This window comes from Castellaniella sp., assembly GCF_047971665.1.
Taxonomy (GTDB): Bacteria; Pseudomonadota; Gammaproteobacteria; order Burkholderiales; family Burkholderiaceae_B; genus Castellaniella.
Window position 1 is genome coordinate 62,384 of record NZ_JBKEAA010000021.1, and the last position, 20,498, is coordinate 82,881.

The following is a 20,498-nucleotide window of genomic DNA, read 5'->3' on the forward strand; positions in this document are numbered from 1 at the left end:
TTTGATGACACTTCCTTCCATCGATCAGTTTCTTGACAGAGTCAAGTCCCGGGATCCGAACCAACCCGAGTTCATGCAGGCGGTCAAAGAAGTCACGCACAGCCTGTGGCCGTTCATCAAGCAGAACCCGCGCTACGCCAGCCAGGCGTTGCTCGAACGCCTCGTCGAACCCGAACGCGCCCTGCAGTTCCGCATCAGCTGGATGGACGATGCCGGTCAGATCCAGGTCAACCGGGGATTTCGCATCCAGCACAGTTCGGCCATCGGTCCCTACAAGGGCGGCATGCGGTTCCACCCCTCGGTGAATCTCTCGATCCTCAAGTTCCTGGCTTTCGAGCAGACTTTCAAGAACGCCCTGACCACCCTGCCCATGGGCGGTGGCAAAGGCGGCTCCGACTTCGACCCCAAGGGCAAGTCCGACGCCGAGGTCATGCGTTTCTGCCAGGCCCTGATCATGGAACTGCACCGCCACCTGGGACCGGACACGGATGTGCCGGCCGGCGACATCGGGGTGGGCGCGCGTGAGGTCGGCTTCATGGCCGGCATGATGAAAAAACTCTCCAACCAGAGCGCCTGCATCTTCACCGGCAAGGGCCTGTCCTTCGGCGGCAGCCTGATCCGCCCCGAAGCCACCGGTTACGGCACCGTGTATTTCGCCGAAGAAATGCTCAAGCACGCCGGCCAGTCTCTCGAGGGCTATTCGATCTCGGTGTCCGGCTCGGGCAACGTGGCGCAATACACCATCGAAAAATGCCTGCAACTGGGCGCCAAGGTCGTCACGGTCTCGGACTCCCATGGTTGCGTGGTGGACCCGGCGGGCTTCACACCGGAAAAACTGGCGGCCCTGATCGAGATCAAGAACGAAAAGCGCGGTCGCGTCGAGGAATACGCCAGGCAATTCGGCCTGACCTACGAGATCGGCAAGCGCCCCTGGCATGTCCCCGTGGACGTGGCCCTGCCCTGCGCGACGCAGAACGAACTCGAAATCGAGGACGCCCGCACCCTGATCGCCAATGGCGTGCGCTGCGTCGCCGAAGGCGCCAACATGCCCTCCAGCATCGAGGCGGCCGAGGCCTTCATCGAGGCCGGCGTGCTGTATGCGCCCGGCAAGGCCAGCAATGCCGGCGGCGTGGCCGTCTCCGGCCTGGAAATGAGCCAGAACGCCCAGCGCCTGAACTGGACCCGCGAAGAAGTCGATGCCAAGCTGCACGCCATCATGCGCGACATCCACGAAAACTGCGTGCGCCATGGCACGACAGGCAAGACCGTCAACTATCTGAACGGGGCCAACATCGCCGGCTTCGTCAAAGTGGCCGACGCCATGCTGGCCCAAGGGGTGTACTGAGACGGGCCGCACCGCCACCGCCTCGAAAAAAGCGCCTGCGGGCGCTTTTTTCGTCAGGGACGGAGGATTCTCGGCGTCGCCTTATCTGATGGTCGTCACGGGTTCAGGCTCGGGTTCTCGTGTCACAGCCACCGGAATCTCTTCGACCTTGGGGTCGTCCCAGTCGCCTGTGATCCGATAGCGCACCGACATGCTCCTGGCCAACGGCTCCTTCAGCAGCCATTGGGTCACGAAGGCACCCAGGCCGATCAGCGGATTGATGGCGATTCCGGCTGCCAGTGCCGCCCCGCTGACATCCAGATTGGGCACGACAACAGCCTGCAGGGCCAGGGTGCTGTTGACGATGTTCGTGTCGCCTTCGAGCAGAATGGTACCCACCGGCCCGATCACTTTGTAGTCGTGAACCTTCACCTGTCCACGATCCATGTCCAGTTTTCCGCGCAACTGATCAAAAGGGAAACCGTCCTTGGACAAGCCGGACAGGCCGCTGTCGAGCTTTGTCAGCCGGGTAATGGACTGCAGCGACAGGAATTCCAGCAGTTTGGCCGAACGCGAGCCCAGTTTCTGGAACCGTCCCTGATCCAGTTCGATCTCCAGAGTGCCGCTCAGATTCGCCTTTTCGCGCGTCCAGGGCAGATCGTCCCAGCGGAACCGGCCCTTGAGCGCGCCCTTGCCGCCGGACATGACGTCCTGCCATCCGGCCCGCTGCATCCAGGCGCCAAGGTTGACCGCCTGGACCGAGGCAGTCAACGCCAGGCCGCGATCCGCGCCACGCAGCCGCCAGAGGCCCGAGCCGCGCAGATAGGCATTCTTGTCGCCCAGGCGCAGGTCGTTGAGCATCCAGACATGGCGGACGCCGTCGCGCACGCCTTCGAGCGCCAGAGCCCCCAGGGAGCGGCCATACAATCGCAGCTCATCGGCCCGCAGGTCGATGCCCGGAATCTCGAGATCGTCATCGAAAGAAGCCTCCTCGTCGGGCTCGGCGTCAGGCAGCAAGGACTGAAAGTTCGCCGGATCATCCCCCAGGCTCAAGCGGGAGAAACGGGCCTCCATCCTGCCCACCACGCGGCCATCGCGTTCCTGCCATTTGAGAGTGCCGCTGGTCTGTTTCGACTGCAATTGCGTCGACCAGCGCTCATCGGGCGTGCGGGAGGCTCGCAGCACCGCCTGATCCAGGCGGGTTCCGAACAACCGCAACTGGTCGGCCCGGGCATTCAGCTGGCGCAGGTCCGGCAGCAGCAGCCGTGCCGCGGGACGCCGCGAGCTGGCGCCGCGTCTGCGGATGGAAAACTCATCGACGATCTGGTTCCACAGGTCCAGGTCGAACAGCGGATAGCCCACCTCGACCCGCAGGCCGTCCGCGCGAGCGTCGGCGGCAAGCCCGATCCCGATTCCGGCACCCTGAAAATAAGGTCCTTTGCGGGTTTTCCGGTCATGCCGCAGGGCGAGACGCAGCGCATCTCCATACTGCGCCTCCAGCCGATCCGCGCTGGAATCGGCATCCGTCCACTGCACATGCAGAGGCCGGGCCTGCCGGGCGGACTTGGCCAGCGGCGCGGGAAAATCCAGTCCCAGCCCCCGGGTATCCGAATCCAGCACGAAAACCGTATGGCGGCCCTGCATCCTGACCGTGGCGCGATAGTCCAACGCACCGGTGATCCGCCGCATCCCCGGCACATCCAGATAATTCGCCAGCGCCCGGGCGCCGATCCGGCCCCGCAGCGCCAGGCCGGTGTCTTTTTCCCCGCCCAGGCTGCCATCGATGCGCACCTTGCCACCGAGCAGCTGTGCGCTCAACGGCTGTGCAATCCGCACGCCCTGTTCGCTGAAATACAGTTGCCCGTCGATGTCGTCGAAGACGGGCGCATGCGGCAAAAACCGCAAACTGCCCTGGCGCAGATCCACACGCCCCTGGACCCGGGTATCCTCACTGTGCAGCAGCGGGATGGTCAGAGACAGCGGCACGGCCCAATAGCCGCCGGCCTGCGCCTCATCGAACACCCCCTCGAGCATCTCGGCCAGGGGCGAATGCCGGATCAGCGACATATAGGTTTTCCCCGAAGCGAGGGTCTGGCCGGACACTTGCAGGGTGGCATTATGCTCCAGGTCGGGAATCCGCGCCTTCAGCCCGGACAGGGCGATCTCGAGCCCCGGCTCGGGGCGCATGCGCGCGGTGGAGGCCGTCAGCCTCAGGTCCGTGCGATGCAGGTCGGCCGTGCCCGTGACGTTCTCCAGCAAGGGCCAGACATCCGCCGGCCTGGCCCCGGGCACGAACTCGATGCGCGCCTCACGAAAAGCGCCCTGAATACGAAAATCCCCCGCCTGCGGCCGCTCTCCAAAGGGGAACGCCTCCAGGTCGCCTTGCAACCGCCAGTGCGCATTGACGACTTCACCGGCATGCAACCCGCCCGCCAGCCAATCCCGGGCATCCGGATTGACCTCGAGGGGCAAGTAGCGATGAATGGCGCCCAGGCGGGCGCGGGCAATCGTGCCCTGGAAATCGGCCTTGCCGGCCAGACCGCCGGACTGCCAGGCGCCCGCGCCCTGCAAGTCGATATCGGCATTGCGCCAACTCAGCTCATCCAGCTTCAGCGCCCAGGCGCCGGTGTGCCGCAGACGGCCACGCGCGGCCAGACGCCCCGGAGACAGGGATTGAGCGAACACCGCCGGCATGGTCACTTGCCCGCCCTCGATGCGGAACTGCACCTCCAGGCCGTCCGGCATCGGATCGCCCTGCGCCAGCGCCTGCCATTGATCCAGAAAGCCCTCGGCCCAGACACCCGCCTCGGGCATATCGAGCGACAGACCGGCACGGTCCGACCAGCGAACGTCATCGGTCTCCAGCAGCAGCGTCAGACGAGGCCGGTCATCCCGGGTCTGCACCCAGGCCTGCGCCCGCCCCCGGCCTTGTTGCAAGGCGCACGGCATATCCACCCAGGTTCGCCAGACCTGCGACCGGACCGGACCGACCTGCAGCCAGGCCTGCCAGTCCGAAGGCAGGCGCCCCTGCGCCAGCGTGTCGGGATCGGCCAGCCGCGCACGCAAATCCAGCCGGGCATCCCCCCCATCCAGCACCCGCGCACTGAACGAGACGCCCAGGGCGCCATGATCCTGCGCCAGGAGCACCTGGACATCGTCCAGGCGCAACTCGGGCGCCACGCGCATCCGATCCACCCAGCGCACCGTCGTATCGTGAATGGTGATCCTGGGTTGAGCCAGCAGCCAGCGCACCGCAGGCAGATCGGCCGAGCCTTGCGCGCCGGTCAGGCCAAAGGTCTGCCCCAGCAGGCTGAGCCGGCCATCCGGCAGGCGCTCGAGCGTCAGATCCATCCCCTCGACCCGCAGGTCCAGCAGCCCTCGGCCGCCCGGCAGCAGGGCCCGCCAATCCAGCCGCGCACGCGCATCCGGTATGGTCAACAGCGTGCGCCCGTCATCGGCCCGCAAACGGACATCCCGCACCTCGAACTCCGGGTTCCAGCCATGCCAGCGAATCTCGATGGGCCCCAGCTCGACCAGCGTGCCCAAGGCGGTGGACAGTTGCGCGGCAATGCGTGGGCGCCAGCCATCGATCTGCGGCAACACGGCATAGCGCAAGACCAGCAAGGCGATTCCGATGCAGAAATACAGGACGACTGCGACCGCGAGAAGTCGGCGACCCCAGGTAGAACCATGGCGTGAAATGGTTTGGCGCATGCCACCTTTTGCAGTATGTTAGGGGTCCTCTGAACAAGCCATCAGAATCCGCTCTTCACAGGCAGCCCCCATGTCCGAGACCATTATATTCAAGCCCGCCCAGCAATGGTCCGGCGCCCTGCGGCGCTACCTCACAGCCCATCCCGATCTGGAGGAGCGCCTGGCGGCCGATGCCGACCGGCCCGTCACCCGCAAGACGCTGACCGACTGGTATGCCGACCTGCTCGGCCCCGACACGCTCCGCCCCGTTCCCCAGCCCGACCTGCGGCGCGCCCTGCGCCGGCTGCGGGCCCGGGTCTTCGCCACGCTGATGGTGCGCGACAGCGCCGGGCTGGCCCCCCTGCACGAAGTCGTGTCGGCCATGTCGCATCTGGCCGATCTGGCCGTGAGCGAGGCCTATGCCTGCGCCATGCATACCCTGATGGCGATCCACGGGATGCCCCGCCACCCGGACACCGGCGCGCCCCAGGACATGCTGATCCTGGGCATGGGCAAGCTGGGCGGCAAAGAACTGAACGTCTCGTCGGACATCGACCTGATCATGCTGTACGACGAGGAAGGCGAAACCGACGGACGCAAGCGCATCAGCCATCACGAGTTCTATGGCAAGGTCTGCCGGCTGATGATGCCGATCCTGTCCGAGCCCGATGCCGACGGCATCGTCTTTCGCACCGACCTGCGCCTGCGCCCGGATGGCGACAGCGGACCACTGGCCTGGAGCCTCGCCGCCCTGGAGAACTATCTGGTCGTCCAGGGCCGCGAATGGGAACGCTACGCCTGGCTCAAGGCCCGACTGATCCCCTGCCCGCTGTTCGATGAGGCGGCCTTCGCCGCCCAGGCGCGCAACATGGAATCCCTGCGCCAGCCCTTTGTCTACCGCAAATATTTCGATTTCGACGCGCTGGCGGCGTTGCGCGGCCTGCGCGAACGCATCCGTACGGACTGGCAGCGCCGCGCCCAGGCCCGCAAAGGGCTGGACACCCGCCACAACATCAAACTGGGCGAAGGCGGCATCCGCGAAATCGAGTTCGTCATTCAGCTCAATCAACTGATCCGGGCGGGCCGCCAGCCCTCCCTGCAACAGCGCAATCTGCTGGCGGCTCTGCACAAGCAGCGCCGCGCCGGCATCCTGAACGACGACCAGGCAGCCGGCCTGGAGGCGGCCTACATCCACCTGCGGCGGGTCGAGCACATGCTGCAATACCGCGAGGACGAACAGACCCATCTGCTGCCTCGCACCGACGAAGGCATGGCGGCGCTGGCCCGCGCCATGGGTCACGCCGACACGGCCGGATTCCTGACGGAACTGGAACAGCACCGCGCATGCGTCTCGCAATGCTTTCGCGATGCCTTTCGCATCGCCGGCATGGGCGGCGACACCCAGGAGCCGGCCCCTTCCCAGGAAGGCTCCCCCGCCGAACCGTTGCCGGACACCCTGGCCGACACCATGCAGCCACGCATCGACGCGCTGCTCGACAGCCACCGGGTCCGCAGCCTGCCGCGCTCCAGCCTGAAACGCCTGCACGCCCTGCTGCCGGGCCTGACCCGGGCGGCGGCCCGCACGGACAATCCGCCCGTTGCGCTGCAACGCCTGCTCAGCTTGGTCGAAAACATCGCCCAGCGCAGCGCCTACCTGGCCCTGCTGGCCGAATACCCGGAGACCCTCGCCCGGGTGGCGCGTATCGTCCAGGCCAGTCCCTGGGCCTCGGAATATCTGACCCGCTATCCTCTGCTGCTCGACAGCCTGATCGAATGGCGCAGCCTGATGCAGGCGCCCGATTTTCAGACCCTGGCCGAGCAATTGCGCAGCGACCTGGACGCCTGCCTGCTGCCCGACGGTCAGCCGGATGTGGAACAGCAGATGAACCTGATGCGCGACGTCCAGCATCAGATCACCTTCCAGCTCCTGGCCCAGGATCTGGAAAACGTCATCAGCGTCGAAGGACTGGCCGACCTCCTGTCGGCCCTGGCCGACCTGATGCTGGCCGAGGCCATCCGCCGGGTCTGGCCCCAGGTGCTGCCTCGTGAACGCCGGGCCGATCCCGGCGAACCGCGCTTTGCCATCATTGCCTATGGCAAGCTGGGCGGCAAGGAGATCGGCTACGCCTCGGACCTGGATCTGGTCTTCCTCTATGACGATCCGGACCAGGAGGCCAGCGAACGCTACGCCAAACTGGGCCGCCGGGTCGCCTCCTGGCTGTCCACCCTGACTTCGTCGGGCCGGCTGTACGAGATCGACCTGCGCCTGCGCCCGGACGGCGACGCCGGGCTGCTGGCCCTGCCGATCGACGCCTTCGAGCACTACCAGCTGGCGCAGGCCTGGCCCTGGGAGCACCAGGCTCTGACCCGGGCGCGCTTCGTGGCCGGCGACCCGGCCATCGGCGCCCGATTCGAGGACATCCGCCAGCGCATCCTGCTGCTGCCGCGCGACCCCGAGGCCCTGCGCCAGGAGGTCCGCTCCATGCGGGACAAGATTTCCCAGGGACACCCCAACCGCAGCGGCGACTTTGATCTGAAACACGACCGGGGCGGCATGGTGGATATCGAGTTCATCACGCAGTTCCTAGTGCTCAGCCAGTCCGGCGCGCATCCCGAGCTGCTGGGCAACCTGGGCAACATCGCCCTGCTGGGGCTGGCGGCCCGCGCCGGCCTGATCCCCGGCCCATTGGCCGCCGAGGCCGCGGATGCCTACCGCGTCTTTCGCCGTCGCCAGCACAAATTGCGCCTCCAGGGCGCCGACAAGGCGCGCATCCCGCAGACGGAGTTCAAACGCGAGCGCGAAGCCGTGGGCGAACTCTGGGAATACGTACTGGGCACCGCCTGAGCCGCGCCATGGGTTGAGCGTCCCCCACGCCCGCCCTGCCTCCAATCCCCGGCGGATTCTGCCTGACGCAGTCGATTCGTTCTCCCCCTGCCATCGCGGCGCCGCGCATGCGCGCCATCCATGAAAACAAGGTTTACAAATCGCCAATCTATCGCTATATTGTAATATATATAACGAAAAAAACGGATCGACACTCATGTTCACTTCGGTACACCATGGAATTCAATCAAAGCGAACAGGTCTACCTGATCGGTATCGACGATACCGATAATCTCTACACGCCCGGGACCGGTCGCCATGCTCGTCAATTGGGCGCCCGGCTGATGCGCGAAGGCGCCGTGCGCCTGCTCGATATCACCCGCCACCAACTTCTGTTTGACCCCCGGGTCCGCTATACCTCCCACAACAGCTCCCTCTGCATGCGCGTGGTGATCGCAACGTGTCAGCCCGAGGCCGCCGCGTCGATTTGCCGCGACTACCTGTTGACACACAGCGCGCCAGATTCGGATGCCGGCCTGTGCATCGCTGCGTGGCATGCGGTGCCACCGGCCATTCAGAGGTATGGCCGGCGCGCCAAGCAGGAACTCCTGGACATCGATCAGGCCCGCGCCACCGCACAGCAGCACACCATCCAGCTCGAAGGCCTGACGGGCGATCACGGCGGCATCATCGGCGCGCTGGCGGCCGTCGGCCTGCGGCGTACAGGTATGGACGGCCGCATCGCCTGGCTGCCCAATCTGCGCGAAACCACCGGCGTGGTGACGGCAGGCCATCTGCGCCAATCCGCCGGCATCGACCTCATCCGCGAATACCAAGGCAATGCGACGGTTGCCGAGGACGACCTCATCGATGCGGGGCGGTGGCCCAGGCCCATCCTGCAAGAGGATCAAGCTGTATTACTGATCGAAAAAGGAGGCCCCGACCATGGCGTTCAGTGGAAGCCCGTATCCAAGCAAGTACTCAGACAGTTCTGATCGCGCGCCGGCGCGCTGGCCGGCGTTTATCTTCTGCGCGGGCATCGGCATGGCGCTCGTGCTGGCGGAACAATGGCTGCGCCTGCCCTTGCACTTGCCGGGCTGGCGAGGAGGAATCACTATCGCCTTGCTGGTGGCCGCGCACCGTCTGGGACCTCCGGCATTCGCCTGCGCGGGCGCGGCCGCCGTTGCCCTGGCCTTCAGCGTCAGCCTCGGCAGCGCCTTGTTGCCAGGCGTATTCCATTATCTGCTGCCCGCGCTCGTGCTCGACCTGTGCCTGCGGCGTCCACGTCCCGGCATCCTGGGCGCTGCCCTGGTGGGCGGCCTGGCCAATATCGCGCGGCTGCTACCCGTCCTCGCCGGCAGCCGGGTTCCAGGGGTCAGCGACGGCATGCTCTGGTTCCCCTTCTCCACACACTTTCTGTCCGGCGCCTGCGGCGGCCTGATCGCAAGCCTGGCGCTGCATTTCCTGCACACACAAAAGCACGGGCCGCATTCATGAAGCCCTCCTCCGTCAGCCTGCTGGCGGGCGCCTCCGCGCTCGCTGCCTCCTCGCTCGCCCTCGCCGCAGTCACAGATGCGCCGAACAACCCGCCCTATACCCTCGGTTCAGTCGTGGTGCATGCCAATGCGGCACAAACCGCCGGCGAGAATGTCGAATCCGTCGATGCCGGACTGATCGATGAACTCGGTGCGCGGACGCTCAACGAGGCGCTGCGCACCACGCCAGGACTCACTATCAATCCTGGCGCGCAAGGCATTCCACGGATCATGATGCGCGGCCTGCCGCCACGCCAGACCCAGTTGTACCTGAATGGCGTGCCGCTGAACGCGGCCTCCGACGGACAGTTCGACCCCTCGCTGATCGCCACCGAACCCATCGCCAGGATCGACGTCCTGGAGGGCGCCAGCTCCGTACTCTACGGCCCAGGCACCAACGCCGGGGTCATCAACGTGATCACGCAACGCGGCGCGCAGGGCCTGCATGGCGGGGCCGGCGTGGAAATCGGCTCGGGCCACTCGCGCCGTGTCACCGGCGACTTGTCCGGCGGCAACGACAGTGCCGATTTCCTGATCAGTGCCAGCCATACGCGCAGCGATGGCTATCCCGTGCCTGACGAGGGCCTGCGCGCCAACAGCGATGCGCGGCGGTCGAATTTCTTTGCCAACGTCGGCCTGCGTCTGGGCGACTGGCGAATCGGCCTGACCGGAACGGCCGTCGAAGGCCATGAGGGCCTGCCACCGAACACCATTGCCTCCACCGCCTCGAATGTCTACACCAATGGCCAGCAGTTTCAACGGCTGAACGATATTTCAGGCCAATCACTCCAGATCGACGCGGCCTATACCCCGGCCAACCCGCTGAGCTTGCGCTTGAGCGGCTACCTCAATCATCTGTACACGGTGCGGGACCGGTATGACGACGAAAACTATTCAAGCATGGCGGACCCGAAAGTCCAGACCTATCACCAGGTCGATGACATGACGGTTAGTGGCGGCCGTGCGCAAATGGAGTATGACTTCGGCGCCGCCGGCCGCCTGACCGGGGCATTCAGCTTCCGCCAGGAACAGGACGAACTGACCGGCTTCATCCGGAACATCTCCATTGCGGGCGCCGCCGGCAGTAGTGGTGGTGGCGGAGGCGGCGGCGGTGGCGGCGGTGGCGGCGGTGGCGGCGGTGGCGGCGGTGGCGGCGGCGGCGGCGGCGGCGGTGGCGGCCAGGGATATGCGTTCGGCGATCTCGACCAGCGCCACACGGCGCGTACCTACTCGACCGCGCTCGAATATCAGGTCAACCCGACCCGACGGCTGCGCCTGACGGCCGGTCTGAGCCATGAAATTTTCGATACCGCTTCGGTGCGGCACAACGGCACGCAATGGATGTTGGGCGCGACCTACGATCTCACCCCCCAGGTCCAGCCCTACCTCTCCTATTCACGCAAAATCCGCTTCCCGACGCTCGATCAATTGTTCGACCCGGTACAGGGCAACCCGCACCTTGCGCCCGAACGCTCCACCAATCTGGAGGGCGGGATTGTCTGGGCCCCCTCGACGACCAGCCGCATCAGGGTCGGCGGATTCAACAACCGCATCGACCATTTCATCCAGAACGACCGGTCATCGCAACAATATTTCAATAGCGACGTCATCAGCCGTGGTTTCCAGATCAGCGGCGCCTTCAAACCTGTCCGGACCGTGACGGTCCGCGCCGGCTATACCTTGATGGACATCTATTCCCGACAGACCGATACCCGCCAGAATTACCGGCCAAAACAGGTGCTGAGCCTGAGCGCAGCCTGGCGCTTCCTGCCGACATGGCGTCTGTCGGGCGACCTGTACGGCCAATTCGGCGGCATCGTGACGAGCCGCGTGAACGCAGCCGACCAGGTCGATTTCGGCAATTACGTGCTGGCCAACATGCAGATTCAAAAATCCTTCCCGGCCTATGGCGCCCGCGTCTACCTGCGGGTGAACAACCTGTTCGACCACGCATACGAATACGCCGTCGGTTACCCGGCGCGAGGCCGTGAAATATTCGTGGGCGCCAGTTTCCGGTTCTGAGTCTCTTCATCCGCACCGGACCGCACCGCCCCCGGTTCGTTTTACTATGTCACGGACCACGCAAACCGACCTGCTCTCGGAACGGACGCGTCCCCGGCCCATGCAAACCGACCGCCGCACCTATGAACGGGCGAGGCGGCCGGTTTGCGCCGTCCGGCAAGCAATGGAACCGGACGAAACGGGCGTTTACTGCAATGTGCGCTCGAACACGAACTTTTCGCCGTCCCAGTCCACCGGCACGACATCCCGCGCACCGAAACGGCCTTCCAGGATCAGCCGCGCCACCGGGTTCTCCACAAACTGCTGGATGGCGCGTTTCAACGGCCGCGCGCCAAATACCGGATCGTAGCCGGCGCGGGCCAGCTCCTGCACCGCCGCATCTGAAACCTCCAGACGCATTTCCTGCTGGGCCATGCGCTCGGCCAGACGCTTCAGCTGGATGCGGGCGATCGGCTCGATGTGCGCAGCATCCAGACCATGGAAAACCACGATCTCGTCGATCCGGTTCAGGAACTCCGGCCGGAACGCTGTCTTCAGCTCGTCGCGGATGACTTCCTTGACAACATCATAGGGCTGGTCGGCCATGTTCTGGATGTGCGTCGAACCGATGTTCGAGGTCATGATGACCACCGTGTTGCGGAAATCGACCGTGCGGCCCTGCCCGTCGGTCAGACGGCCATCGTCCAGCACCTGCAGCAGCACGTTGAACACGTCCGGATGGGCCTTTTCGACCTCGTCGAGCAGGATCACGCTGTAGGGCTTGCGGCGCACGGCTTCGGTCAGATAACCGCCCTCCTCGTAACCCACGTAGCCCGGCGGCGCGCCGATCAGGCGGGCCACCGAATGCTTTTCCATGAACTCGCTCATGTCGATGCGCACCAGGTGATTGTCCGAATCGAACAGGAAACGGGCCAGCGCCTTGGTCAGCTCGGTCTTGCCCACGCCGGTCGGCCCCAGGAACAGGAACGAGCCATACGGACGGTTCGGATCCGACAGACCGGCGCGCGAACGGCGGATGGCCTCGGACACCAGGCGCACGGCCTCGTCCTGCCCCACCACGCGCTCATGCAGCACGGCTTCCATGCTCAGCAGCTTGGCGCGCTCGCCCTGCATCATGCGCGACACGGGAATACCAGTGGCGCGCGACACGACCTCGGCGATTTCCTCGGCCCCGACCTGGGTGCGCAGCAGATGCGGCTTGCCGGCCTCTTCGGCCTTGGGCGTCGATTCCGCCGCCTTCAGGCGGGCTTCCAGTTCGGGCAGACGGCCATATTGCAGCTCGGCGAGCTTGTCGTATTGCCCCTTGCGCTGCCATTCCGCCATTTCGGCGCGGACCTGGTCGATTTCCTCCTTTACGGCCTGAGCGCCCTGAACGGCGGCTTTCTCGGCCTTCCAGATTTCCTCGTAGTCGTTGTACTCGCGCTGCAACGACGCCAGTTCGTCCTCGATCGCCTTCAGGCGGCGCCCGGAAGCCTCGTCCTTGTCCTTCTTGACGGCCTCGCGCTCGATCTTGAGCTGGATGATGCGCCGGTCGAGCCGGTCCATGACTTCCGGTTTGGAGTCGATTTCCATGCGGATGCGCGCCGCCGCCTCGTCGATCAGGTCGATGGCCTTGTCGGGCAGGAAACGATCAGTGATATAGCGATGCGACAGTTCCGCCGCCGCGACGATGGCGGGGTCGGTGATCTGCACGCCATGGTGCAATTCGTAGCGCTCCTGCAGACCGCGCAGGATGGCGATGGTGGACTCCACGTCGGGTTCGTCGACCAGCACCTTCTGGAAGCGGCGCTCCAGCGCGGCGTCCTTTTCGATGTACTGGCGATATTCATCCAGGGTGGTCGCACCCACGCAATGCAATTCACCCCGGGACAGGGCGGGCTTGAGCATGTTGCCGGCATCCATGGCGCCCTCGGCCTTGCCGGCGCCCACCATGGTATGCAACTCGTCGATGAAGACAATGGTCTGGCCCGAATCCTGGGACAGTTCCTTGAGCACGGCTTTCAGGCGCTCCTCGAATTCACCGCGATATTTGGCGCCGGCGAGCAGGCCGGCCAAGTCCAGCGCCAGGATGCGTTTGCCCTTGAGCGTCTCGGGCACCTCACCGTTGACGATGCGCTGAGCCAGGCCCTCGACGATGGCGGTCTTGCCCACGCCGGGTTCGCCAATCAGCACGGGATTGTTCTTGGTGCGCCGCTGCAGGATCTGGATGGTGCGGCGGATCTCGTCATCACGGCCGATTACCGGGTCGAGCTTGCCCTCGCGCGCCCGCGCCGTCAGGTCCAGGGTGTATTTTCTGAGTGCCTGGCGGTTGTCCTCATCCTCGGCGCCCGTCACCGGCGCGCCACCGCGCACCGCCTCGATGGCGGTCTCCAGGGCCTTGCGTTGCAGGCCGGCTTCGCGCAGGGCGCGGCCGACCTCGCTTTTGTCATCGGCCAGGGCAAGCAGATAGAGCTCACTGGCGATGTAGGCGTCGCCGCGCTGGCCGGCTTCTTTGTCGGTGCGGGCCAGCGCGGCCTGCAGCTCACGCCCTACCTGGATATTGCCCTCGGCTCCCTGGACCGTGGACATGGCCGCGATCTGGCGCTCGAGCTCGGTCTGCAAGCGCGGCACGGCCACGCCTGCGCGGGCCAGCAGACTGGCCGCGCCGCTGTCCGCATCGGCCAGCAAGGCCGACAGCAGGTGCGCATTTTCAATGTAGGGATGGTCATGACGCACCGCGAGGCTCTGGGCATCGGCGAGCGCCTGCTGGAACTTGGTCGTCAGTTTGTCGAATCGCATGGGTGGTTCCCCTGAAATGGGCGGGGGGCGTCTTGCCCCGATGTTCGCTACATGCGGGCTAAAAGCGGATTTTCAAGCCGCTGTCAAGCCGACCCGGCGATCAGACGGTCGGGTCGGGCGGCCCGAGGCCGGCGCAGCGCCACGCGCGTCTCGCCGAGCGGAGGCCCTGGCCGTTGGACGACCATGCCCGGCTCTCCGGATATCCTGCGCCGGCCTGGACTTCATTGCGGAAAATCAAGAAACCGCCAGATAACTCCGTCTCCGGGGAGACGATGCCCTCTCATGGGCGTACCCTTGAGTCCGACCTGTAACAGCCTGAAATCAGGCCGTTTTCGCATTGCCAGAAAGGAACACCATGAACGCACCTCAGGACTGGGACCCACGCGCACCCGAAGTCCTCGCCGACCCGATCGCCGCCTACGACAACATGCGCCAACGCTGCCCGGTCGCCCACAGCGACTATCTGCATTATTCCGTCTTCCGCCACACCGACGTCACCCGGATCCTGCTGGACCACGAGACCTTCAGCAACAAGGCTTCGCGCCATGTCTCCGTGCCCAACAGCATGGATCCTCCCGAGCACAAGGCCTATCGCAAACTGATCGAGCCCTACTTCAGCCCGGACCGGATCGCGGCTTTCGAGCCGGTCTGTCACCGGCTCTGTGCCGAACTGGTCGCCGCGCTGCCGCGCGAAGCCTGTGTCGAAATCATGTCCGGTCTGGCGAACCCTTTCGCGCTGCGCATGCAGTGCGCCTTCCTGGGCTGGCCCGACTGTCTGCACGAACCACTGCGGCAATGGATCGACAAAAAGAACGCCGCCACGCTCTCGGGCGAGCCCAAGGCGCTCGCCGCCGTGGCCACCGAATTCGACGCGACCATCCGCGCCCTGCTCAAAGTCCGCCGCGACGCAGGCGAACAGGCGCCCGACGACGCCACCACGCGGCTGTTGCGCGAGACTGTGAGCGGTCGGCCCCTGACCGAGGACGAAATCGTCAGTATCCTGCGCAACTGGGCTGTCGGCGAACTCGGCACCATGGCCTCGAGCATCGGCATCATCGCGCACTACCTGGCCACCCACTCCGAACTGCAGGACCAATTGCGCCAGCAACCGGAACTGATCCGGCCAGCCAATGACGAGATCCTGCGCATCCACGCGCCGCTCATCTCCAACCGCCGCGCCACCACCTGTCCGGTGCGACTGGGCGATGCGCAGATTCAGGCCGGCGAGCGGATCACGCTGATCTGGGCCTCAGCCAACCGCGATGAAGAGGTCTTCGGCGATCCCGACGAATTCCGCCTCGACCGTGATCCATCCCTGAACCTGCTCTACGGCGCGGGAATCCATGTCTGTCCGGGGGCGCCGCTGGCGCGACTCGAAATCGAAGCCATGATCCGCGCGCTGCTGAAGCACACGCGCACGCTGGCGCCGGTGGCCGACCAGCCCCCGATCCCGGCCATCTATCCCGCCAGCGGCTATCGGCAGGTCACGTTGCAATTACACAACGCTTGAGGCGCTGAGCGCCCCGATCAGCGGGTTTCCGCGCCCGATGGGCGGCCTGTCCACGGGCCGACGCGCCCATTCTCTGTAGCAAGGTCTACAATTAAGTCATAAACAATCAGGGTCCATATTGCCCTGGCCTATCGGAGAGACCTGCCTGCCATGTGTCAGTTATTGGGCATGAATTGCGCCACGCCCACGGACATCACGTTTTCCTTCACTGGATTTGCCGCCCGCGGCGGCGGGACTGACCATCACGCAGACGGCTTCGGCATCGCCTTCTACGAAAATCGCGGCTCACGCTGCTTCCTGGACAATGCGCCCTGCTGCCGCTCCCCAGTCGCCGACCTGATCAAGCACTACCCGATCAAGTCCCGCAACGTCATCGCACACATTCGCAAGGCCACCCAGGGCTCGCTGGAACTGGAAAACTGCCATCCCTTCATGCGCGAGCTGTGGGGGCGGCACTGGCTGTTCGCCCACAATGGCGACCTGAAGGATTTCGATCCCGATCTGCGCGGCACCCATATGCCGATCGGCCAGACCGACAGCGAACGGGCCTTCTGCACCATGATGGACGGGTTGCGCGAGCGCTTCGTCGCCCACGAGCCGGAAGACACGGAATTATTCGCTGCCGTGGCCGAGATGACGGCCGAGCTCACCTGCTACGGGGTGTTCAATTTCCTGCTGTCCAATGGGCGCTGCATGCTGGCGCATTGCTCCACGCACCTGTACTATATCGTCCGCGCCTGGCCCTTCCAGGTGGCGCACCTGGTCGATACCGACATGTCTGTCGATTTTTCCCGGACCAACGCCCGCGCCGACTGCGTCTCGGTCATCACGACCAAGCCCTTGACGGACAACGAGACCTGGACCGTGTTCAACCCGGGCGAACTGGTGATGTTCGTCGATGGCCGGCCTCAAGCCAGCCAGATCATCGAGATCCCTGAAGACGTCCAGCGCCGCAACCTGGCCAATCGGGCCTGTGCCGACGCGGCGGCATGAACAGGGCGGACCTGCCCCCCATGAGAGAGATGAACGCTTTTCGTGACCCTCTGGACGATCCCCGGCCCGAGGAGCCCGTCGAGCCTGATCTCAACGAATGCTGCGGCAACGGCTGCGAGCCCTGCGTGTTCGACACCTACGCCGAAGAAAGGCGGGTCTGGCAGCAGGCCGTGAAAGCATGGGAAGCACGGCATCCGGACCAGGCCGACACAGAGCAGTCCTCCTGAATCAGGCTCCACGGATCAAGCCCGAGGACGCGAAACACCCCTCTCCCGGCGCAATGCCGCAGCGCGCAGCGGCCGGACAACCTTGCTGGGCATAGGGTTCCCGGCGGTTTTCCCGCACGGCGTTTCTATAATTCAAAGCTCGATCCACCTCTCCAGGAATGACGTACCGTGGCTTCCGACGCTATCCCCATGTTCGCTGAAAACACCTACCCCCTCGATGCGCGCGGCATCGCCAAACGCTTCCGACACGCGGCCATCTTCGGCGCGTTGTCAGCGCTGCAACCGGGGGAGACCATGCGCTTCTGTAATGATCATGATCCCCTGCCGCTGCTGCAGCAACTGAAAAATCATTTCGGTGAAAATATCCAGTTCGAATATCTGGCCCGCAATCCTGGCGAAATCGTCATCGACTTTCACATCGTGCCCTGATCGCGTCAGGCGCAAGCGCCTGTCAGAAACCGCTCACTGGGCGCCTTCCGGCAAGAAGTGAGCGCCCTCTGAAAAAAACCAAGCGGATCAAAAAAACACCCCAAGGGTTGGATCGATGTCCAACCCTTGGGGTGCAGTTCATCCCGGGGTGGCTTTTATTGTAGAGGGCCCGTGCTCACTGTGGAGGCAGTCCCAGCGGGATCTGGCTCAGGTCCGGCGACGGTGGCGCCGGCATGTCCAGAGTGCCAGGCGCGGGCGGGGTGGTTTTCAGCAGCTCCACACGGAACTGATCACCGTAGGCAAGCAGGCCGGCGTCGCGTTCATGCAGCGCATCGACCACCTGCTGCACTGCAGCCTGGGGTTGGCCGGCGGCGGCCTGGAACAGGAGCGCCAGCTGGCCCAGGATCTCGGTCAGGTCCTGCACCTCGGGCTGCGTCCCCAGAACCGCCCGCCCCGTGTGCTCACGCCCCTGCTCATCTCGATAGGCGGCCTCATAGACCTGACCCGGAAAACCGGCGACCGTCTCTTTAGGGCCGACCGGTTCGAGCCGGATCAGTGAGCCGATCATGTCCGGAGACCCTTGAGCTTTCGCGCGTCGGCTCATCATCCGGGTCAGCATGGCGCCATCCATGACCAGTGGCTGACCGGCAACCTGCATGACCATATACAAGCGGCCGCCGCGCATCAGCAGATAGCCCGGGGATGTGCCGGGCATGTCGACGCGCGCGTCCTGCCCGACAAAGGACACCGTCACGGTCTGTCCGCCGATCTTGACGGTCGCGACCCCCGCCGCCAGGGCGTCCACCTGGACGGCCCAGCCCAACACCAGTAGCACGCATGCGAACCACCGCTTCATGATTTCACCTCTCATGGATCCGAAGAATGGAGGACACGATAGCGGCTTTGCCCGGCATCGAACAGGAGGTGACGCTGCGCAAGTGTGTCAGAACATTGCCCGCCTCGCTCACAGAGTTGTCCCACCATGGCCATCCTTGACCCCCATCAAGCCTGATGAAAAAAAATGAAGATTTGCTTGATGGTACTATATATTGTGTTTACGATTTAAAAACACACAATATATAGAGGTAACGAGGATGTCCTTCTCTCAGCATCAAACCCCGTCAGGCTCTCCGACCGAGCGCCCCGTCCCCAACGTGGACGTGATCCGCTCCATCGACGAATACCTGCGACAGCAGGACTGGCGCGTCAATGCCAACGCCAATCAGGGGTACTCGCTGGGCGGTCTGATCCTGAACACCTCGGGCAAGATGATTGCCAATTACTGGCTCAGCCACGTCTATCCGGAAACCATCGGCCAGGCGCATCGTCAGGGCGACCTCCACATTCACGACCTGGACATGCTGTCGGGCTACTGCGCCGGCTGGTCGCTGCGCACCCTGCTCGAGGAAGGACTGAACGGCGTGCCCGGCAAGATCGAATCCGCGCCGCCGCGCCATATGTCCAGCGCGGTCGGCCAGATCGTCAATTTCCTGGGCACGCTGCAGAACGAATGGGCCGGCGCCCAGGCATTCAGCTCTTTCGACACCTACATGGCGCCCTTCATCCGCAAGGACGACATGTCTTATGCCGAGGTGCGCCAGTACATCCAGGAACTGATCTTCAACCTCAACGTGCCGTCGCGCTGGGGCACGCAGACCCCCTTCACCAATCTGACCTTCGACTGGGTCTGCCCAGAGGATCTGCGCAGTCAGACCCCGCGGATCGGCGGCCAGGCCATGGCCTTCACCTACGGTGAGCTGCAGGCCGAGATGGACATGATCAACCGCGCCTATATCGAGGTCATGATGGCGGGCGACGCGCGCGGTCGCGCCTTCACCTTTCCCATCCCGACCTACAACATCACTCCCGATTTCGACTGGCACAGCCCCAACGCCGAACGGCTGTTCGAGATGACCGCCAGGTACGGACTGCCCTACTTCCAGAATTTCATCAATTCGGAACTCAAGCCGAACATGATCCGCTCCATGTGCTGCCGCCTGCAACTGGATCTGCGCGAACTGCTCAAACGCGGCAACGGGCTGTTCGGCTCGGCCGAGCAGACCGGGTCCCTGGGAGTCGTGACGATCAATTGCGCGCGTCTGGGCTATCTGTACGCCGGTGACGAGGCGGGTCTGTTCGCCCGCCTGGACGCGCTGCTGGACCTGGGCCGCGACAGCCTGGAGATCAAGCGCCGCGTGATCCAGGAGCACATGGACAACGGTCTGTTCCCCTACACGCGCCGCTACCTGGGCACCCTGGGCAATCACTTCTCCACGCTGGGGGTCAACGGCATCAACGAAATGATCCGCAATTTCACCGCAGACGAACACGACCTGACCAGCCCCTGGGGTCATGCCTGCGCGGTCCGCCTGCTGGACCACGTGCGCGCCCGCATGATCGAATTCCAGGAGGCCACCGGTCATCTGTACAACCTGGAGGCCACGCCCGCCGAGGGCACGACCTACCGCTTCGCCAAAGAAGACCGCGCCCGCTGGCCGGACATCCTGCAGGCCGGGACGGACGACATGCCCTACTACACCAACTCGTCCCAGCTGCCGGTGGGCTTCACGGACGATCCCTTCGAAGCCCTGGAACGCCAGGACGAGCTCCAGCGCAAGTACACCGGCGGCACCGTGCTGCACCTGTACATGACCGAACCGCTGTCCTCGACCGACGCCTGCCGCGAACTGGTACGGCGCACCCTCGGGCGTTTTTCCCTGCCCTACATCACGATCACGCCCACCTTCTCCATCTGCCCGAAACACGGCTACCTGCCGGGCCGGCACGACTTCTGCCCGCACTGCGACGACGAACTCATCGCCCGCAAGCGGCAAGCGGCGGCACAGACAGACGCCCCTGCGCAACAAGCCGCCGCCTGACCGGACGCCCCGCGACGCCGTGCCCGCTTTCCCATCCGGCCTTGCGATCCGCCGTTCTCATCCGTTTTTACACCCACGTTCAAAAGGAGCATTTCATGCAATCGACCCCCATCACCCTGGACAACGCCGAACGCCAACCCTGCGAAATCTGGACCCGCGTCATGGGCTATCACCGGCCCATGTCGTCCTTCAACATCGGCAAGAAAGGCGAATTCCACGAGCGCCGCTTCTTCGTTGAACGACACGCCGGACAGGCGCCCGCCCGCCAGCCGGCCTGATCCTCT

The 20,498-nt window shown here is 64.8% G+C and carries 14 protein-coding genes; 11 read left to right on the forward strand and 3 right to left on the reverse strand.

From position 1 onward, the window contains the following. Nucleotides 1–4: 4 nt before the first annotated feature. On the forward strand, nt 5–1,345 hold the full coding sequence (gene gdhA / locus ACK5JE_RS09555) for an NADP-specific glutamate dehydrogenase (protein ID WP_416801478.1): 1,341 nt from the start codon (nt 5–7) through the stop codon (nt 1,343–1,345). A gap of 81 nt (nt 1,346–1,426) precedes the next feature. On the opposite strand, the gene ACK5JE_RS09560 is transcribed toward gdhA, so the two are convergent. After that, complete coding sequence (locus ACK5JE_RS09560) at nt 1,427–5,038, reverse strand: YhdP family protein (RefSeq protein ID WP_416801479.1); 3,612 nt, start codon at nt 5,036–5,038, stop codon at nt 1,427–1,429. A gap of 70 nt (nt 5,039–5,108) precedes the next feature. Here ACK5JE_RS09560 and glnE point away from each other — a divergent pair, with 70 nt between their 5' ends. The 4 genes from glnE (at nt 5,109) to ACK5JE_RS09580 (ending at nt 11,398) form a co-directional block, all read left to right on the forward strand. Beyond that, a complete protein-coding gene (gene glnE, locus ACK5JE_RS09565; RefSeq protein WP_416801480.1) occupies nt 5,109–7,862 on the forward strand; it encodes a bifunctional [glutamate--ammonia ligase]-adenylyl-L-tyrosine phosphorylase/[glutamate--ammonia-ligase] adenylyltransferase in 2,754 nt (917 codons plus the stop codon). A 215-nt stretch (nt 7,863–8,077) separates the two neighbouring features. After that, nucleotides 8,078–8,836, forward strand: coding sequence for a hypothetical protein (locus ACK5JE_RS09570; RefSeq protein WP_416801481.1), 759 nt, complete (start codon nt 8,078–8,080; stop codon nt 8,834–8,836). 49 nt (nt 8,837–8,885) lie between these two features. Then, nucleotides 8,886–9,338 carry a hypothetical protein gene (locus tag ACK5JE_RS09575; RefSeq protein WP_416801482.1) on the forward strand — a complete coding sequence of 151 codons (453 nt, stop codon included), beginning with the start codon at nt 8,886–8,888 and terminating at the stop codon, nt 9,336–9,338. After that, nucleotides 9,335–11,398: a TonB-dependent receptor gene (locus ACK5JE_RS09580; RefSeq protein ID WP_416801483.1), complete on the forward strand. Its 2,064-nt coding sequence runs from the start codon at nt 9,335–9,337 to the stop codon at nt 11,396–11,398. Before ACK5JE_RS09575 ends, ACK5JE_RS09580 begins: the two co-directional genes overlap by 4 nt. 186 nt (nt 11,399–11,584) lie before the next feature. Here ACK5JE_RS09580 and clpB read toward each other — a convergent pair whose 3' ends face one another. Then, nucleotides 11,585–14,176, reverse strand: a complete 2,592-nt coding sequence (clpB, locus tag ACK5JE_RS09585; protein ID WP_416801484.1) for an ATP-dependent chaperone ClpB — start codon at nt 14,174–14,176, stop codon at nt 11,585–11,587. Between the two features lie 355 nt (nt 14,177–14,531). Between clpB and ACK5JE_RS09590 the strand changes: the two genes are divergently transcribed. The 4 genes from ACK5JE_RS09590 (at nt 14,532) to ACK5JE_RS09605 (ending at nt 17,335) form a co-directional block, all read left to right on the forward strand. After that, nucleotides 14,532–15,686 carry a cytochrome P450 gene (locus ACK5JE_RS09590; protein ID WP_416801485.1) on the forward strand — a complete coding sequence of 385 codons (1,155 nt, stop codon included), beginning with the start codon at nt 14,532–14,534 and terminating at the stop codon, nt 15,684–15,686. Between the two features lie 150 nt (nt 15,687–15,836). Next, nucleotides 15,837–16,679: a class II glutamine amidotransferase gene (locus ACK5JE_RS09595; protein ID WP_416801486.1), complete on the forward strand. Its 843-nt coding sequence runs from the start codon at nt 15,837–15,839 to the stop codon at nt 16,677–16,679. A gap of 29 nt (nt 16,680–16,708) precedes the next feature. Beyond that, nucleotides 16,709–16,906 (forward strand): oxidoreductase-like domain-containing protein, encoded by a 198-nt coding sequence (locus ACK5JE_RS09600; RefSeq protein ID WP_416801487.1) that lies wholly within the window; start codon nt 16,709–16,711, stop codon nt 16,904–16,906. Between the two features lie 189 nt (nt 16,907–17,095). Further along, complete coding sequence (locus tag ACK5JE_RS09605; protein WP_043681763.1) at nt 17,096–17,335, forward strand: DUF2249 domain-containing protein; 240 nt, start codon at nt 17,096–17,098, stop codon at nt 17,333–17,335. A gap of 175 nt (nt 17,336–17,510) precedes the next feature. On the opposite strand, the gene ACK5JE_RS09610 is transcribed toward ACK5JE_RS09605, so the two are convergent. Beyond that, a complete protein-coding gene (locus ACK5JE_RS09610; RefSeq protein ID WP_416801488.1) occupies nt 17,511–18,191 on the reverse strand; it encodes a hypothetical protein in 681 nt (226 codons plus the stop codon). A gap of 238 nt (nt 18,192–18,429) precedes the next feature. Between ACK5JE_RS09610 and ACK5JE_RS09615 the strand changes: the two genes are divergently transcribed. Both ACK5JE_RS09615 and nrdD read left to right on the forward strand, forming a co-directional pair. Next, the gene (locus ACK5JE_RS09615; RefSeq protein WP_416801489.1) at nt 18,430–20,214 is read left to right on the forward strand and encodes a ribonucleoside triphosphate reductase; all 1,785 of its coding nucleotides are present in this window, start codon (nt 18,430–18,432) and stop codon (nt 20,212–20,214) included. A 95-nt stretch (nt 20,215–20,309) separates the two neighbouring features. Next, nucleotides 20,310–20,492: an anaerobic ribonucleoside-triphosphate reductase gene (gene nrdD / locus ACK5JE_RS09620; protein WP_416801490.1), complete on the forward strand. Its 183-nt coding sequence runs from the start codon at nt 20,310–20,312 to the stop codon at nt 20,490–20,492. Nucleotides 20,493–20,498 lie beyond the last annotated feature (6 nt).

Bases quoted from the DNA above. Each gene is read 5' to 3' on its own strand.
- ACK5JE_RS09590 (WP_416801485.1), top strand. From the start codon at position 14,532: ATGAACGCACCTCAGGACTGGGACCCACGCGCACCCGAAGTCCTCGCC.
- ACK5JE_RS09600 (WP_416801487.1), top strand. From the start codon at position 16,709: ATGAACGCTTTTCGTGACCCTCTGGACGATCCCCGGCCCGAGGAGCCC.
- ACK5JE_RS09615 (WP_416801489.1), top strand. From the start codon at position 18,430: ATGTCCTTCTCTCAGCATCAAACCCCGTCAGGCTCTCCGACCGAGCGC.
- ACK5JE_RS09560 (WP_416801479.1), bottom strand. From the start codon at position 5,038: ATGCGCCAAACCATTTCACGCCATGGTTCTACCTGGGGTCGCCGACTT.
- ACK5JE_RS09595 (WP_416801486.1), top strand. From the start codon at position 15,837: ATGTGTCAGTTATTGGGCATGAATTGCGCCACGCCCACGGACATCACG.
- ACK5JE_RS09575 (WP_416801482.1), top strand. From the start codon at position 8,886: ATGGCGCTCGTGCTGGCGGAACAATGGCTGCGCCTGCCCTTGCACTTG.
- gdhA (WP_416801478.1), top strand. From the start codon at position 5: ATGACACTTCCTTCCATCGATCAGTTTCTTGACAGAGTCAAGTCCCGG.
- clpB (WP_416801484.1), bottom strand. From the start codon at position 14,176: ATGCGATTCGACAAACTGACGACCAAGTTCCAGCAGGCGCTCGCCGAT.
- glnE (WP_416801480.1), top strand. From the start codon at position 5,109: ATGTCCGAGACCATTATATTCAAGCCCGCCCAGCAATGGTCCGGCGCC.
- nrdD (WP_416801490.1), top strand. From the start codon at position 20,310: ATGCAATCGACCCCCATCACCCTGGACAACGCCGAACGCCAACCCTGC.
- ACK5JE_RS09580 (WP_416801483.1), top strand. From the start codon at position 9,335: ATGAAGCCCTCCTCCGTCAGCCTGCTGGCGGGCGCCTCCGCGCTCGCT.
- ACK5JE_RS09570 (WP_416801481.1), top strand. From the start codon at position 8,078: ATGGAATTCAATCAAAGCGAACAGGTCTACCTGATCGGTATCGACGAT.
- ACK5JE_RS09610 (WP_416801488.1), bottom strand. From the start codon at position 18,191: ATGAAGCGGTGGTTCGCATGCGTGCTACTGGTGTTGGGCTGGGCCGTC.
- ACK5JE_RS09605 (WP_043681763.1), top strand. From the start codon at position 17,096: ATGTTCGCTGAAAACACCTACCCCCTCGATGCGCGCGGCATCGCCAAA.